This is a genomic window from Thioclava pacifica DSM 10166 (assembly GCF_000714535.1).
GTDB lineage: Bacteria > Pseudomonadota > Alphaproteobacteria > Rhodobacterales > Rhodobacteraceae > Thioclava > Thioclava pacifica.
This window is the reverse complement of record NZ_AUND01000040.1, coordinates 127,626-141,600: the sequence shown is the minus strand read 5'-3', so window position 1 is coordinate 141,600 and position 13,975 is coordinate 127,626. Positions and strand designations below refer to the sequence as shown.

12 protein-coding genes are annotated in these 13,975 nt (G+C 64.8%); 4 read left to right on the top strand and 8 right to left on the bottom strand.

Annotated features, from left to right (window positions below; all coding sequences use genetic code 11):
- Positions 1–2: 2 nt before the first annotated feature.
- From TP2_RS16505 to TP2_RS16480, 6 genes are all read right to left on the bottom strand, one after another.
- Positions 3–1,376, bottom strand: a complete 1,374-nt coding sequence (locus tag TP2_RS16505; RefSeq protein ID WP_157617157.1) for a methyl-accepting chemotaxis protein — start codon at positions 1,374–1,376, stop codon at positions 3–5.
- 141 nt (positions 1,377–1,517) lie between these two features.
- A complete protein-coding gene (locus tag TP2_RS16500) occupies positions 1,518–2,501 on the bottom strand; it encodes a branched-chain amino acid ABC transporter permease (protein ID WP_157617156.1) in 984 nt (327 codons plus the stop codon).
- Between the two features lie 12 nt (positions 2,502–2,513).
- The gene (locus TP2_RS16495; protein WP_038079729.1) at positions 2,514–3,419 is read right to left on the bottom strand and encodes a branched-chain amino acid ABC transporter permease; all 906 of its coding nucleotides are present in this window, start codon (positions 3,417–3,419) and stop codon (positions 2,514–2,516) included.
- A gap of 46 nt (positions 3,420–3,465) precedes the next feature.
- Positions 3,466–4,188, bottom strand: a complete 723-nt coding sequence (locus tag TP2_RS16490) for an ABC transporter ATP-binding protein (RefSeq protein ID WP_038079728.1) — start codon at positions 4,186–4,188, stop codon at positions 3,466–3,468.
- Positions 4,185–4,955, bottom strand: coding sequence for an ABC transporter ATP-binding protein (locus tag TP2_RS16485; RefSeq protein ID WP_038079841.1), 771 nt, complete (start codon positions 4,953–4,955; stop codon positions 4,185–4,187). The genes TP2_RS16490 and TP2_RS16485 overlap by 4 nt, the downstream gene beginning before the upstream one ends.
- A 76-nt stretch (positions 4,956–5,031) precedes the next feature.
- Positions 5,032–6,249, bottom strand: coding sequence for an ABC transporter substrate-binding protein (locus tag TP2_RS16480; protein ID WP_038079726.1), 1,218 nt, complete (start codon positions 6,247–6,249; stop codon positions 5,032–5,034).
- Positions 6,250–6,633: 384 nt separating this feature from the next.
- Here TP2_RS16480 and TP2_RS16475 point away from each other — a divergent pair, with 384 nt between their 5' ends.
- Entirely contained in the window at positions 6,634–7,542 is a 909-nt protein-coding gene (locus TP2_RS16475; RefSeq protein WP_038079724.1) for a LysR family transcriptional regulator, read from the top strand.
- A 150-nt stretch (positions 7,543–7,692) separates the two neighbouring features.
- On the top strand, positions 7,693–8,949 hold the full coding sequence (locus tag TP2_RS16470) for a Glu/Leu/Phe/Val family dehydrogenase (protein ID WP_038079722.1): 1,257 nt from the start codon (positions 7,693–7,695) through the stop codon (positions 8,947–8,949).
- A 37-nt stretch (positions 8,950–8,986) separates the two neighbouring features.
- Here the strand turns inward: TP2_RS16470 and TP2_RS16465 are convergent, their stop codons facing one another.
- On the bottom strand, positions 8,987–10,603 hold the full coding sequence (locus tag TP2_RS16465) for a Na/Pi cotransporter family protein (RefSeq protein ID WP_038079839.1): 1,617 nt from the start codon (positions 10,601–10,603) through the stop codon (positions 8,987–8,989).
- 183 nt (positions 10,604–10,786) lie between these two features.
- On the opposite strand from TP2_RS16465, the gene TP2_RS16460 reads away from it, so the two are divergent.
- Positions 10,787–11,362, top strand: coding sequence for an HD domain-containing protein (locus TP2_RS16460; protein WP_038079837.1), 576 nt, complete (start codon positions 10,787–10,789; stop codon positions 11,360–11,362).
- A 92-nt stretch (positions 11,363–11,454) separates the two neighbouring features.
- Complete coding sequence (locus TP2_RS16455) at positions 11,455–13,356, top strand: heavy metal translocating P-type ATPase (RefSeq protein WP_420804618.1); 1,902 nt, start codon at positions 11,455–11,457, stop codon at positions 13,354–13,356.
- 60 nt (positions 13,357–13,416) lie between these two features.
- Here TP2_RS16455 and TP2_RS16450 read toward each other — a convergent pair whose 3' ends face one another.
- Entirely contained in the window at positions 13,417–13,710 is a 294-nt protein-coding gene (locus tag TP2_RS16450) for a DUF3467 domain-containing protein (RefSeq protein ID WP_038079721.1), read from the bottom strand.
- Between the last annotated feature and the right edge of the window lie 265 nt (positions 13,711–13,975).

Below are 13,975 nucleotides of genomic sequence, written 5' to 3'. Positions count from 1 at the left end.
ACTCATGGCGCGATCCGCGCCCCCGCCCGCATCGCCCCGTGTATCGTCTTGACCGGGGTCGCACCCTTCGGACCCAGCATCTGATCGAGCGTATGCAGCACCTCTGCGGAAGCCGTCTCGACCCGGTCGAGGCAACGCAGCGCCTCCTGACGATCACCCGCATTGAACGCCTTGGCCGCAGCGATCCCGGCATCATGCACCTCGCGATGCGGGCGCTCGAGCGCGCGAAAGGCGGGCGAGCCCTGATAGGCCTGCGAGGCCGCACTGTAATACCATTTTCCCAGACGGCAGCAGCGGTGATCAGACAGTTCCTCGGAGTTGAGCGCCAAATCGCCGGCGAACATCCCTGCAAGGCGTTTCTTCCAGATCACGTGATCGGCTTTGGCGAGCCGCGGCACCATGTCGGGCAGGTCGAGCTTGCTGATCTCGGACAGTTCGAGGCCGACGAGCGAGACGAGATTGTCGATGCGCTCGCGCGTGCGCAGCACGCTTTGTTCGTTTTCGGCCGCGAGATTGCTCGCGGTAGAGGCGCCTTGGGCAAGGATCCCCGCCGCACTCGCCTGCTCGCTGACCGAGCGCGAGATCTCGCTGAGACCGTCATCGACACCGACGATCCCCTCCATGAGCGCCCCCATCGCCCTGTCGGAGGCTTCTAGGCTTGCGCGTTCGGCTTCGGCAGCCGTGCTCACCTCACGGATCGAGCCGGTCATACGGGTCACCTCTTCAAGCAGATTCTCGACCAGGGAGCGGATCACGTGGGTCATTTTCGATGTATGTTCGGAGAGCGAGTGCACCTCCTTGGCGACGACGGCGAAGCCGCGCCCGGCATCGCCTGCGCGCGCCGCCTCCACCGAGGCGTTCAGCGCAAGAAGCTTGGTCTGGAGCGAGATCTTGTCGATCTGCTGGATCGAACTGGAAATCTGATCAACCGCGGCGGTGACCCCGCTGACATTGGTGCTGACCCGGGCGAGCGCCTCGGACGTCACCTTGGTCGAGGCGAGCGCTTCATGGGTGGCCGTCTCCGAATGCCCCGCGCTTTGGCGCATCCCTTCGGAGAGACCGCGGATCTGGTGAATACTCGTCTCGATGCTGTTGACCGAGGCCGAAAGTTCTTCCGAGGTGGCAGCGATGGTCTGGGTGGCCTTGCCGATATTGTCGCTCGACACGCTGACATGGGCCATGACCCCGCTCAGTTCATTGGCATGGACCGTGACGTTGATCGCCCGATCCAGTCGGTTGACCGCATCGCTCTGGCGCGCGGCCGCGAACCCGCGAAAAGCCAGCTCGACCGGGCTGTCCCCTCCCGGCATCTCGAAAGGCTGGCCTTCCGCGAGCGCCTCAAGCGCCTGCGCAATGGTTTGCGGACAATCTGGCACCTCGGCACTCCACGGTTACGCACGACTTTGCGCCATCCTTGCCCGTCAAATCTTGTGATTTGATTTACGCCGAAGCGAAAAAGAAACGCCAGGGGCGGTCTCCCGCCCCTGGCGTATCAGGCTCTCGAACCGGCCCCCCGGTCAGAGCCAGCCGCCCACTTTCAGCATCCGTGCGATCTCGCCCACGATCCCGCGCCGGAACAGCAGCACGCAGGCGATGAAGGTGCCGCCAATGACGACCTGCACCCAGGAGCCGATACCGCTCAGCATATGCTGCAGCGCGACCACGATCACCGCGCCCACGACGGGGCCGAAGATCGTGCCCATGCCGCCCAGCAGCGTCATCAGGATCACCTCGCCCGACATCTGCCAATGCGCATCCGTCAGCGAGGCGAACTGGAACACCAGCGCCTTGGTCGAGCCCGCAAGCCCTGCAAGCCCCGCCGAGAGCACGAAGGCCAAAAGCTTGAAGCGATCCACGTTATAGCCCAGCGACAGCGCGCGCGGCTCGTTCTCGCGGATCGCCTGCAGCACCTGCCCGAAGGGCGAATGCACCACCCGGTAGATCACCGCGAAGCCGATCAGGAAGACGGCGGCCACGAAGTAATACATGTTGAGCGGCTGGCTCAGGTCGATCATCCCCAGCAGGTAGCCGCGCGGGATGCCCTGCAAGCCGTCCTCGCCGCCGGTGAAGGGCATCTGCAGCGCGAAGAAATAGACAATCTGCGCGAGCGCCAGCGTGATCATCGCGAAGTAGATCCCCTGCCGCCGGATCGCGAGCAGCCCGACCAGCCAGCCCAGCGCGGCGGCAAAGAGCGTGCCCGTCAGGATGCCGAGGATCGGCGGGAAACCCCAGACCTTGAGCACATGGCCCGCGATATAGGCAGCCCCCCCGAAGAAGGCGGCATGGCCGAAGGACAAGAGCCCCGTGAAACCAATCAGCAGGTTGAAGGCCACAGCAAAGAGCGCGAAGCACAGCAGCTGCATCGCGAAGACCGGGTAGAGCAACGCAGGCGCGATCAGCACCGCCGCGATCAGCAGCGCCCACATGATGCCTTGCACGACCCGGCCGCGCTTCATGGTCTCGGGGGCGGTTTCAGCTTCGAATTCAGCGATATCCGTCATGATGCGCCTCCCTTACCCGTGTTTTCCGAACAGCCCTTGCGGGCGCACCAGCAGCACGATGACCATCAGCAGGAAGATCACCGTGTTCGAAGCGGGCGCGTAGAAGACCTTGGTGATCCCCTCGATCAGCCCCAGCGAAAAGCCGGTGACGACCGCACCGAGGATCGAGCCCATGCCGCCGATCACCACCACCGCGAAGATCACGATGATCAGGTTCGCGCCCATCAGCGGGCTCACCGAATAGATCGGCGCGGCGAGAACCCCTGCGAGCCCCGCAAGCCCCGTGCCGAAGCCGAAGGTCAGCATCACCATCAGCGGCACGTTGATCCCGAAGGCTTTGACCAGTTCCGGGTTCTCGGTGCCCGCGCGCAGCCGTGCGCCGATATGGGTGCGCTCAATGATGAACCAGGTGCCGAAGCAGACGATGATCGAGAAGACAATCACGAAGAGCCGGTATTTCGGGAACATCATGAAGCCGAGATTGACGACGCCCTTCAGACTGTCGGGCATCCCCGGATAGGGGGTTCCGGAAGCGTTGAAGAAGTTGATGAAAACGCCCTGCAGCACCAGCGTGATCCCGAAGGTCAGCAGCAGCGAATAGATCGGGTCGAGCTTGTAGAGACGGCGCAGCAGGAAGCGCTCGATCAGCATCCCGAAGCCCGCCACCATCAGCGGCGCAAGCACCAGCGCGGGCCAGAAGCCGATATGCAGCGCGTCGAGCCCGAGCCACGGCCCGAGGTTCGAATAGAGGATCAGCGCCAGGAACGCGCCCAGCATGTAAAGCGCGCCATGCGCGAAATTCACCACGTTCAGCAGGCCGAAGATCACCGCGAGCCCAAGGCTGAGCATCGCGTAGAACACGCCGTTATTGAGGCCCAGCATACCCTGGGCGAGGATCAGTCGGATCATGGGATCCATCGGGTTTTTCCTCCCTGTCGGACCGGTTTCCCGGCCCGGATTCTCGTTACACGCTCAGGTAATGGTTGAGCCGGTCCATGCTGGCCTCGACATCGGCCGCCTCGATCACGTCGATCACCTCGCCATGTTCGATGACGTAATGGCGATCGGCGAGCGGGGCTGCGAAGCGGAAGTTCTGCTCCACCAGCACGATCGTATAGCCGCGCGATTTCAGGTCGCGGATCACCCGGCCCAGCGTTTTCACGATGACCGGGGCCAGCCCTTCGGTGATCTCGTCGAGCAGCAGAAGCCGCGCGCCGGTGCGCAGGATGCGCGCGATCGCCAGCATCTGCTGTTCGCCGCCCGAGAGCCGCGTGCCCATCCGTTTGCGCACATTGGCGAGGTTCGGGAACATCTCGAACAGTTCCTCGACCGACATGCCGTTCTCACCCACCGTGGGCGGCAGCATCAGGTTTTCCTCGACGCTGAGCGAGGCGAAGATGCCGCGCTCTTCGGGGCAAAAGCCGATCCGCGCATCGGGCGAGATCCGGTGGGCGGGCTTGGTGATGAACTCTTCGCCATTGATCAGGATCGAGCCCTCGCGGCGATCCACCATCCCCATGATCGAGCGCAGCGTGGTCGAGCGCCCCGCGCCGTTGCGGCCCAGAAGGGTGATCAGCTGGCCTTCCGCCAGTTCCAGGTCGATCCCGTGCAGCACGTGGCTTTCGCCATACCAGGCATGCAGCCCCTCGATCTTGAGCATCGGTTTGGTCAGGGTCTGCGTGCTCATGCGCCGGCCTCCTGCTCTTCGGCGGAGACGCCCATATAGGCCTCCATCACCGCCGGGTTCTTCGAGACCTGATCGTAGGTGCCCTCGGCCAGAACCTCGCCGCGCGCGAGCACGGTGATCGTGTCGGCCAGTTCGGCCACGACGCCAAGGTTGTGTTCGACCATGACGATGGTGCGCCCCTCTCGCACGCGCCCGATCAGCTCGGTCACGGCGCCCACATCCTCGGTGCCCATGCCCTGCGTCGGCTCATCGAGCAGCATCAGCTCGGGCTCGAGCCCCAGCGTCGTCGCGATCTCCAGCGCGCGCTTGCGCCCGTAAGGCAGCTCGACCGCCTTGAGATGCGCGTAATCGGCAAGCCCGACCTGATCGAGCCGCGCGATCGCCTGCGCGTCGAGTTCGTGCAGCACCTTGGTCGAACGCCAGAACTGGTAGCTCACGCCGAGGCTTTTCTGCAGCGACAGGCGGACGTTTTCCAAGGCGGTCAGGTGCGGAAAGACGGCCGAGATCTGGAACGAGCGCACGATGCCCATATTCGCGATCTCGGCGGGCTTGCGGCGGGTGATGTCCTTGCCGTTGAACAGGATCTCGCCCGAGGTTGGGGTGATGAACTTGGTCAACAGGTTGAACATCGTGGTCTTGCCCGCGCCGTTCGGGCCGATGATCGCGTGGATCGCGCCGCGCGCGATGGACAGATCCACGCCATTGACGGCCACGAAGCCGCCGAAACTCTTGGTCAGATTGCGCGCCTCGAGGATGGTATCGCTCATGCAGGGCCCTTCGAACTGATACATCGACAGGCGGAGGGCACGCAGCCGCGCCCCCCGCCCATTTGGCTTTCTCAGATCACTTGTTGACCAGCGGGCAGCCGCCCTCGGCCAGCGAGGCATAGGCCTCGTTGCCCGGGATCGTGCGGACCACGTCGGCCACGTCCCACGGATCGGTGCCGCCATCCTTGACCTTGAGCAGATACATGTCGTGCTCGAGCAGGCCATCGGGACGGATCGTGCCGCCCTTGGCGAAGAAGTCGTCGATCTTCATCTTGCCAAGCTCGGCGCGGACCTTGTCGGGATCATCCGTCCCGGCCGCCTGGATCGCCTTGAGATAGGCCATCGTCAGCGAGTAGTCGGCCGCATGCGGGAAGGTCGGGGCTTCGCCGCCCGAGAACTTCTCATACTCTTCCTTCCACTTGCGCGAGGCGTCGTCCTGGTTCCAATACCATCCCGAGGTGAATTGCAGCCCCTTGGCGACATCGGTGCCCAGCGACTTCACGTCCGAGATCAGCACCAGCATGCCGGCGAGCTGCTGACCGCCCTCGACGATGCCGAACTCATGCGCCTGCTTGATCGCGTTGACGGTGTCCTGACCGGCATTGGCCAGACCGATCACCTTCGCGCCGGAGCTTTGCGCCTGAAGCAGGTAGGACGAGAAATCAGTGGTGGCGAGCGGCACATCCGAGCTGCCGACAACCGAGCCACCGAGGTTCTTCACCACTTCGGCGGTGTTGTCCTGAAGCGCGTGACCGAAGGCATAGTCGGCGGTGATGAAATACCAGCTGTCGCCACCGTTCTTCACGACCGCCGTCGCGGTGCCCACCGGCAGCGCATGGGTGTCATAGCCATAATGGATGCCGTAATTCGTGCAGTCCTTGCCGGTCAGCGCCGAGGTCGCAGCGCCGGTGGCGAAGGTCAGGGTGTGCTTTTCCGAGGCGAGCTGCTGCACGGCGAGCGCCACGGCCGAGTTGGTCAGGTCCGCGATCATGTCCACATGATCCTGATCGATCCACTGACGCGCGGTCGCCGAACCCACATCGGCCTTGTTCTGGTGATCGGCCGAGATCACCTCGATCGGCTTGCCCAGCACCGTGCCGCCGAAGTCGCGCACCGCCATCTTGACGGCATCGACCGCGCCCTTGCCCGAGAAACCGGTCGAGTAGACACCCGACATGTCGCCCAGCACGCCGATCTTGACGACACCGTCCGAGATCGCGTCCTGCGCCATCGCCGCCCCTGCGCCGAGGGTGATCGCGAGCGCGCTGACGCTTGCGGTGATTGCTTTCTTCATGAACCATCCTCCCTGGTTTTGTGGAAAGCCTCCGCCCTGCCGCGCCGGGTCTCCGGGCGGATGGGTGCAAGAGGTTGGGCCCCTGAGCCGAACGCCCGGGGCCGATTTCGCGTGATTTCCTCTGTCCTCCTGCCGAACCGGGCTGTCTTGCTCCTCCCCGGATCGGTCGCTTCATCAGCTAGAGCCCGCGCCCGGCTTTCAACCCGGCTTCCACCCGAGGTTCCCGCCACGGCGGTAAACTTCGCGTCATCGCCGCTCGATTGGGCAGATGACCGGCGGCCGATCGGGGCTCTGGTCGAAAAGGATAGGTGGGCGTTCTACTCCGCCCATGCCACGATTTGCCCATCGGATGTGCGGAAATGCCCATACCGGGTCCGAGGTGACATGGCTTTTGACTGGAATGACCTGCGCTATTTCCTCGCCGTGGCGCGTGCGGGGCGGCTCACGGCTGCGGCCCGGGCGCTCGGCTCGGATCACGCAACCGTCTCGCGTCGGGTGCAGGCGCTTGAGACGCGTCTGGGGGCACTTTTGTTCGAACGCAGCCCGCGCGGCTATGCGCTGACCGAGGCGGGAGAGCGGTTGCTGACCCATGCCGAGCGGATCGAGAGCGATGCCGCGAAGATCCATGACGATATTGCGGGCGAGCTATACGCTCTCTCGGGATCGGTACGCATCGGCGCGCCGGACGGGTTCGGGGCCTTCTTCCTCGCGCCGCGCCTTGCCGCCTTCGCCCGTGCCAATCCGGAACTTGAAGTGCAGCTGGTCGCGACGCCACGGCTGTTCTCGCTGTCCAAGCGCGAGGCCGATGTCGCCATCGCGCTTTCGCGGCCCGAAAAGGGGCGGCTGATCTCGCGCAAGCTGACCGATTACACGCTGCATCTCTATGCCTCGGCGGAGTATCTGCGCGCCCATCCGGTGCGCGAGAAAGCCGATCTCGGGCACCATCCGATGATCGGCTACATTCCCGAGCTGATCTACACGCCCGAACTGGATTACCTCTCGGTGGTGATGGGCGATCACGCGCCCCCCTTCACCTCGACAAACCTGTTTGCCCAGCAGCGCGCCGTCGAAGCCGGGGAGGGAATAGCCGTGCTGCCCGATTTCATGGCCCGGCACGCGCCTGACCTCGTGCAGGTTCTGCCCGAGACCGTCGAGATCACCCGCAGCTTCTGGCTCGTGGCCCATCAGGACCAGCGCGACAGCGCCCGCATCCGCGCGGCGATGCGTTTCGTGGCCGATCAGGTGGCGCAGGCGCGTGCGGAGTTCCTGCCACCGCGAATGGAGGGGGGCTGACGCGCGAACGCCGCGACGCGCAAGATCCGGGATGGACCCCCGCCCTGCCCCTCCTCTAGAGTTCGCGCAATGGAACGACATGAGACGGAGCCCGACGCGATGTGTGCAAAGGAAAACCTTCCCGAAGAAACAACGACTCCGGAGCGCCCGATGCTCGCCAAGGCCCGCCAGAGCCTGCGTGCCGCCTGCGACCAGCTCAACATCCATCCCGATGTCTACGAGGAACTCAAATGGCCGCGTGAGACGCTCGCTGCGACCTTGCTGATCCGTATGGACGACGGCAGCCGCCGCGCCTTCAAGGCCTGGCGCTGCCGCTATAACGACAGGCGCGGGCCGACCAAGGGCGGCATCCGTTTTCACCCCAACGTCTCACTCGACGAGATCGAGACGCTCGCCTTCTGGATGACCTTCAAATGCGCGGTGGCGAACCTGCCCTTCGGCGGCGGCAAGGGCGGCGTCTGCGTCAATACCAAGGAGCTTTCCCAGACCGAACTGGAACGCCTCAGCCGCGCCTATATCGAGGCTTTCGCGCCTTTCGTGGGCCCCGACCGCGATATCCTTGCGCCCGACATGTATACCAACGGGATCGTCATCGCCTGGATGGCCGATGAATACAGCTCGATCACCGGGCAGGCCTCGCCGAGCGCGCTGACCGGCAAGCCGCTGGCCTTCGGCGGCACAGTGGGGCGCGTCGATGCGACTGCGCGTGGCGGCTATCACGCGCTGCGCCATCTCGAAAAGTCGCTCGAGATCGACCCGGACAACTCCAAAGTCGCGATCCAGGGCTTCGGCAATGTCGGCTATCACTGCGCGAAACTGCTGCACGCGGATGGCTATACCATCGTGGGCATCAGCGACTCCTCCGGCGGCATCTACGACGAGAAAGGCTTCGATCCGCTCGCGGTAATGCAACACAAGCACGAGACCGGATCGGTTCAGGGGGCCAAAGGCCATGGCAAGACCCGCAACATCACCAATGCCGAGCTGCTGGAGCTGGATTGCGACGTCCTGGTGCCAGCCGCGCTGGAGCGCCAGATCACGCTGGAAAATTGCGATCGGATCAAGGCGCGGGTGATCCTCGAGCTGGCCAACGGCCCTGTTGCGCCCACCGCCGACCGCAAACTTACCGAAGAGGGGCACATCATCATTCCCGACATCCTCGCCAATTCGGGCGGCGTGACGGTTTCGCATCTCGAATGGGTGCAGAACCGCTCTGGCTATTACTGGGACGCTTCGGAGGTTGCCGACCATCTGAAGAAGACGATGGAGCGCGAGACCCAGGCCATCTGGGCGCTGCACAACGAGATGAGCCTCTCGATGCGCGAGGCAGCCTATATCCACGGTCTGCGCCGGATTGCGGAATCGGTCGAGGCGCGTGGCACGCAGGCCTATTTCGACGGGGCGTAAAGGTACATTCGCGACGCGAACAGGCCCGGCATCCGCCTCAATCCGCAAGCACCTCGACCGCCGCCTCACGCGCATGCGAAATCGGCGGAAGCCCTTCACGGACCTTGATCATGTGACGCTCGATCCGCCAGAGGTGATAGGCGACGCGGTGCAGCCAGCGCATGGCATCGAGCCGCCGCTGGCGATCCTCTGCCGAAAGCCGTTTTCCGGGAGACCCGGAGACGATGCGGGCGCGATAGCTCTCTTGCTGATCGCGCAAGATCCGACGGAACCGATTGAGACGACGCTCCGTCGCCACCGCGTCATCTGCCTCCAGCGCCTCATGGGCCAGTGCGGCCAGAACGCCTTCGAGCCTGCGCAGGCGATGATCTTCGCGCAGGCTCACCATGCGCGCCTCCTGCGTCGCCCGGAAATAGAGCCGCCCCATGTGATCCATCACGTGCAAGATCGACGTGAGCCGTCCCGCGCAGGGATCCTCAGGCGCAAGCGGCGGCATCGCGTCGATGAAATCGCGCAATTCCGGCAGGGCCGTCCCGATCGCCCGCAGATGCTTTTGTTCCTCGCGGGTGACCTCGCGGTGACGCAGCCGCCGGACCAGGAACTTGAACTGCGCCTCGACGATCGCCTCAAGCGTAGAGACCGCCGCATCGGTCGCGGCCCGCGGATCGCGCAGCATCTCCTTGCCAAGGCTGCCCGTCAGAACCAGCCCGCGCTCGCGCACGAGCCATGTCACAAGCTTTGCGAAAGGCCCGGCGAAGGGCAGGATCACGAGCACGCCGATCACGTTGAAAGCCGTGTGAAAAGCCACCAAAGCGATCAGGTTGTCGAATTGCAGCCCGTCCGGGCCAACAAGCGCCTCGAACGGGTCGAGCATCCAAAACGCCATAACCCCAACGAGGACGTTGTAGATCACATGAGATAACCCCGTGCGCCGCGCCGCGGTCGAGCCGCCGATCGTCGCCAGCGCCGCTGTTCCCGTGGTGCCGACATTCATCCCGATCACCAGCGCCATCGCCTGCGGCAGGCTGATCACTGACGCGCCCAGCAAGGCCAGCGCCGTCGCGACGCCTGCGCTTGATGACTGGGTGATGAGCGTGATGACGATCCCGAACGCGATCAGTTCCAGCCGCCCAAGCAGATCATCGGCGGGAAAGCTCGCCGGTGTCAGCGTGCCTTCCAGTCCCGAGAGGCTCGATTTCAGCACATCGATCCCGAGAAAGATCAACGAGAACCCAGCCAGCGCCGTGCCGAGCAATTTCAGCCGCGTTCCCCCGAAGAGGCGTAAAGCCGCGCCGACGAAGATCAGCGGCAAGGTGAGCTGCCCAAGGTCGAGCTTGAAGCCGAGGATCGCGGCGAGCCAGCCCGTCATCGTCGTGCCGACATTGGCGCCAAGGATGATCCCGAGCGCCTGCGGGAAAGTCAGCAGCCCCGCGCTGACAAAGCCCACCGCCGTCACGGTCGTGGCGCTGGAGGACTGGATGATCGCCGTCGTCACCGCCCCGGTGGCAGCCCCGCTGACGGGCGTATTGGCAAAGCGCGCGAGCACCCGGCGCAGCGAGTGCCCCGCCAGCCCCTGAAGCCCTTCGGTCAGCCAGATCATCCCGAAAAGGAACAACCCGACCCCGCCAAGCGCGTTGATGACGTTCCAGATCATGGCCCCACTATTCGCCTGCGCTTCACGCCGCACAAGGGCCAGGTCGCGGCCATCGCATGCGCGCAATGCCCCCTGCTTTCGTCTGGGCCACTCTTCGCATAGGCTCTGCAAACGCCACCCGAAACACGCCAGGCCGAACGAGGACCGCCCATGTCGCAGGGAAAGACCGTATCGTTTTCGCAGATGAAAGACGGGACGAAAGAGGATTACATGCTTCTGCGTGAGCTGGAAAAACCCTATCACGCCCTGACCGCCGATCGCATCCTCGACGAGCTGCGCCGGCAAGGCGAGGCGAGCCTTGAGGGCTACCCGATCACCCGGCTCGATCACGGCCTGCAGGCGGCCACGCGGGCCGAACGCGACGGGGCGGATCTCGACTGGATCGTTGGCGCGCTTTTGCACGATATCGGCGACGGGCTCGCGCCGCAGAACCACGACCGCTTCTCGGCCGAGGTGATCCGCCCCTTCGTGCGCTGGGATGTCGCGTGGGTGGTCGAGCATCACGGGATCTTCCAGATGCTCTATTACGCGCACCATTACGGCTGGGACGAGAACGCCCGCGAGCGGTTCCGTGACCATCCCTGTTTCGACAGCTGCGCCGAGTTCTGCGAGCGCTGGGATCAATCCTCCTTCGATCCCGACTACGACCCGAAGCCGCTCGCGCATTTCGAGCCGATGGTCCGCGAAGTCTTTGCACGCAAGGCCTATGACCCGGAAGTTCTGCGCGAGGGCTATGTCTCCAGGTTGACCGCCGCCTGACGCGCAGCGGCGAGGCGCGCGGAACGACGCGCGGCAATGCTTGACCGTCGCCCGCTCTCGCCGCAGGTTGCCCTTGGCCGGAGGCGCGCAGGATGCCCGCCCCCCGCGCCGGACGTACGGATAAGGGCGCTTTGCAGGTGGAACACTCGACAACCGACCGGCTGAAAGTGGCCTTACTGGGGATCGCCCTCGCGGGGCTTCTCATCGGTCTAGGGCTGCATGCTTCGGGCCAGCCCGAGATCGCGCGGCTTGTCTGGATCGCCGGGGTTCTGCCTGCGCTGATCGCTCTGGTGGTGGAGATCGTTTCGAGCATCGCGCAGGGCGAAGTCGGGCTCGATATCGTGGCCGCCCTCTCGATGAGTGCTGCTCTTCTTTTCGACGAGACGCTCGCAGCGGCGGTGGTCGCGGTGATGTATTCGGGCGGCACCTTTCTTGAAAGCTTCGCCGAGGGGCGCGCGCGGCGCGAGATGCATGATCTTCTCTCGCGCGTGCCACGCACCGCGACGCGCCATCGAGACGGCGGGCTCGAAGAGATCCCGCTCGACGAGATCGCCCCCGGCGACCGGCTGCTCATCCGGCAAGGCGATGTCGTGCCTGTCGACGGCACCTTGGCCTCCGAGACCGCCTTTCTCGACACGTCCGCGCTGACGGGAGAGCCGATGCCGATGCGCAGCGCCCGAGGCGACGAAGCGCTCAGCGGGTCCACCAATGCAGGCGAGGCTTTCGATCTGATCGCGACGCGGCTCGCGAAAAACAGCACCTATGCAGGGATCGTGCGACTGGTGGAAGAGGCGCAGCGGTCCAAGGCGCCGATGGCACGGCTCGCCGATCAATGGTCGCTGGGCTTTCTCGCCGTGACCGTGGCGATCGCGCTGGCCGCGTGGTGGTTCACCGGCGATCCGATCCGCGCGGTGGCGGTGCTCGTCGTGGCCACTCCCTGCCCGCTGATCCTCGCGGTGCCGGTCGCTCTGGTAGCGGGGCTGTCGCGGGCGGCGCAATTCGGCGTGTTGATCAAGGGCGCAAGACCGCTAGAGGCGATGGCGCGTATCCGCACGCTGATCCTCGACAAGACCGGAACGCTCACCGATGGCCGCCCGCGGATCGTCGCGATCGAGAGCCATGACGGCATGTCGGAAACCGAGATCCTGCGCTTTGCGGCCGCCCTCGATCAGGCCTCGAAACACCCGGTCGCCCAGGCGATCGTTACGGCGGCCCAGGAGAAAGGGCTGAGCCTGCCCGTGCCCACCGAGGTTGCCGAGATCCCCGGCGAAGGCGTGATCGGCCAGATCGAGGGGCATAAGGTGCTTGTCGGCGGCGACGCGTTCATCGCCAGACGTGTTGGCCGACCCGCGGGCGCGCATGGCGATTTCCCGACCGGCTCAGTCCTCGTCGCGGTGGCGGTGGATGGGCATATGGTGGGACATCTTGTCATGGCAGACCCGCTTCGCGAGGGCGCCTCGGAGATGATCGCGCGCCTGCGCCGGGAGGGGATCGCGCGGATCCTGCTGGCGACAGGAGACCGGGCGGAGGTGGCGCAGGCGGTGACCGCAGGGCTTGGGCTCGACGCGCTGCGCGCGGGGCTCACGCCCGATGAGAAGGTGCTGACGGTGCTCACCGAGCGCAAGAACGGGCCGGTGATGATGGTGGGCGACGGGGTGAATGATGCACCCGCGCTGGCGGCGGCGGATGTGGGCGTCGCGATGGGCGCACGCGGGGCAGCGGCCTCGGCGGAAGCCGCCGATGTCGTGCTGCTGGTCGACCGGGTCGACCGCCTCGCCCCGGGTATCGAGATCGCCCGCCGCGCCCGCCGGATCGCGATGCAAAGCGTGGTCGCGGGGATCGGGCTCTCGGTATTGGGAATGATCGCGGCCGCTTTCGGCCATCTGACCCCGGTCGAAGGCGCGCTGCTTCAGGAGGCAATCGACGTGGCGGTGATCCTCAACGCCTTGCGCGCACTGAGAATTTCTCCCGACGCACAAAACGGCGCGGCCTGATCGGCCCCACCCCGAATTGCATCTTGCAACTGCCGGCCGCCTCGCCCCGAGGCCGGTCGATCACTCGCCAATCTTACCGAATTTCGCTTCGTAGGCGTTGATCGAATGTTGCAGCACCAGCATGAAGCGCTTTGCCGTGAAGGGGCTCATCACCAGCCGGTTCGAGAGCTTCACCTTCACCATGTTTTCCTTCTCGTCGCCGCGCCAATTCTGGTGCGTACCGAAGAGCAGGAAGAACTCTTCGCGGTTCGCGGTGGCGGTGGCGATGTTGGCGTATTGGCTGTTGATGTCGGAATCGTCCCAGGCAATTTTCACGCCACCGATTTCCTGAACATTCGGCTCTTTATCGGACATGAGAAAGGCTCCCCCTTGCTGCGAGCAGAAAAATTTTTGCTCTGCAAACAAGTGTGTGGACGGGTCTTGGACCTGTCAACAGTGTTGCGCCGACGGCGGGCTGCTGCCGCGATCCGCGCCTCGCACGCGCGCGCGTAGGGAACAAGCCGCCCTTGTGGCCCCCCCCGAGGCGGGGGCTGGAAATTCGGAGCAAAACCGACGCCCGAACCCGCGCCACGCGCATCCGCAGCAAAGCTTCATTCGTCCCGAATCATAGCTGACGCAA

What these genes read in the sequence shown, in the direction of transcription:
- TP2_RS16500 (WP_157617156.1), bottom strand. Translation starts at nt 2,501, where the DNA reads ATGACGGATATCGCTGAATTCGAAGCTGAAACCGCCCCCGAGACCATG.
- TP2_RS16495 (WP_038079729.1), bottom strand. Translation starts at nt 3,419, where the DNA reads ATGGATCCCATGATCCGACTGATCCTCGCCCAGGGTATGCTGGGCCTC.
- TP2_RS16490 (WP_038079728.1), bottom strand. Translation starts at nt 4,188, where the DNA reads ATGAGCACGCAGACCCTGACCAAACCGATGCTCAAGATCGAGGGGCTG.
- TP2_RS16485 (WP_038079841.1), bottom strand. Translation starts at nt 4,955, where the DNA reads ATGAGCGATACCATCCTCGAGGCGCGCAATCTGACCAAGAGTTTCGGC.
- TP2_RS16480 (WP_038079726.1), bottom strand. Translation starts at nt 6,249, where the DNA reads ATGAAGAAAGCAATCACCGCAAGCGTCAGCGCGCTCGCGATCACCCTC.
- TP2_RS16475 (WP_038079724.1), top strand. Translation starts at nt 6,634, where the DNA reads ATGGCTTTTGACTGGAATGACCTGCGCTATTTCCTCGCCGTGGCGCGT.
- TP2_RS16470 (WP_038079722.1), top strand. Translation starts at nt 7,693, where the DNA reads ATGCTCGCCAAGGCCCGCCAGAGCCTGCGTGCCGCCTGCGACCAGCTC.
- TP2_RS16465 (WP_038079839.1), bottom strand. Translation starts at nt 10,603, where the DNA reads ATGATCTGGAACGTCATCAACGCGCTTGGCGGGGTCGGGTTGTTCCTT.
- TP2_RS16460 (WP_038079837.1), top strand. Translation starts at nt 10,787, where the DNA reads ATGAAAGACGGGACGAAAGAGGATTACATGCTTCTGCGTGAGCTGGAA.
- TP2_RS16455 (WP_420804618.1), top strand. Translation starts at nt 11,455, where the DNA reads ATGCCCGCCCCCCGCGCCGGACGTACGGATAAGGGCGCTTTGCAGGTG.
- TP2_RS16450 (WP_038079721.1), bottom strand. Translation starts at nt 13,710, where the DNA reads ATGTCCGATAAAGAGCCGAATGTTCAGGAAATCGGTGGCGTGAAAATT.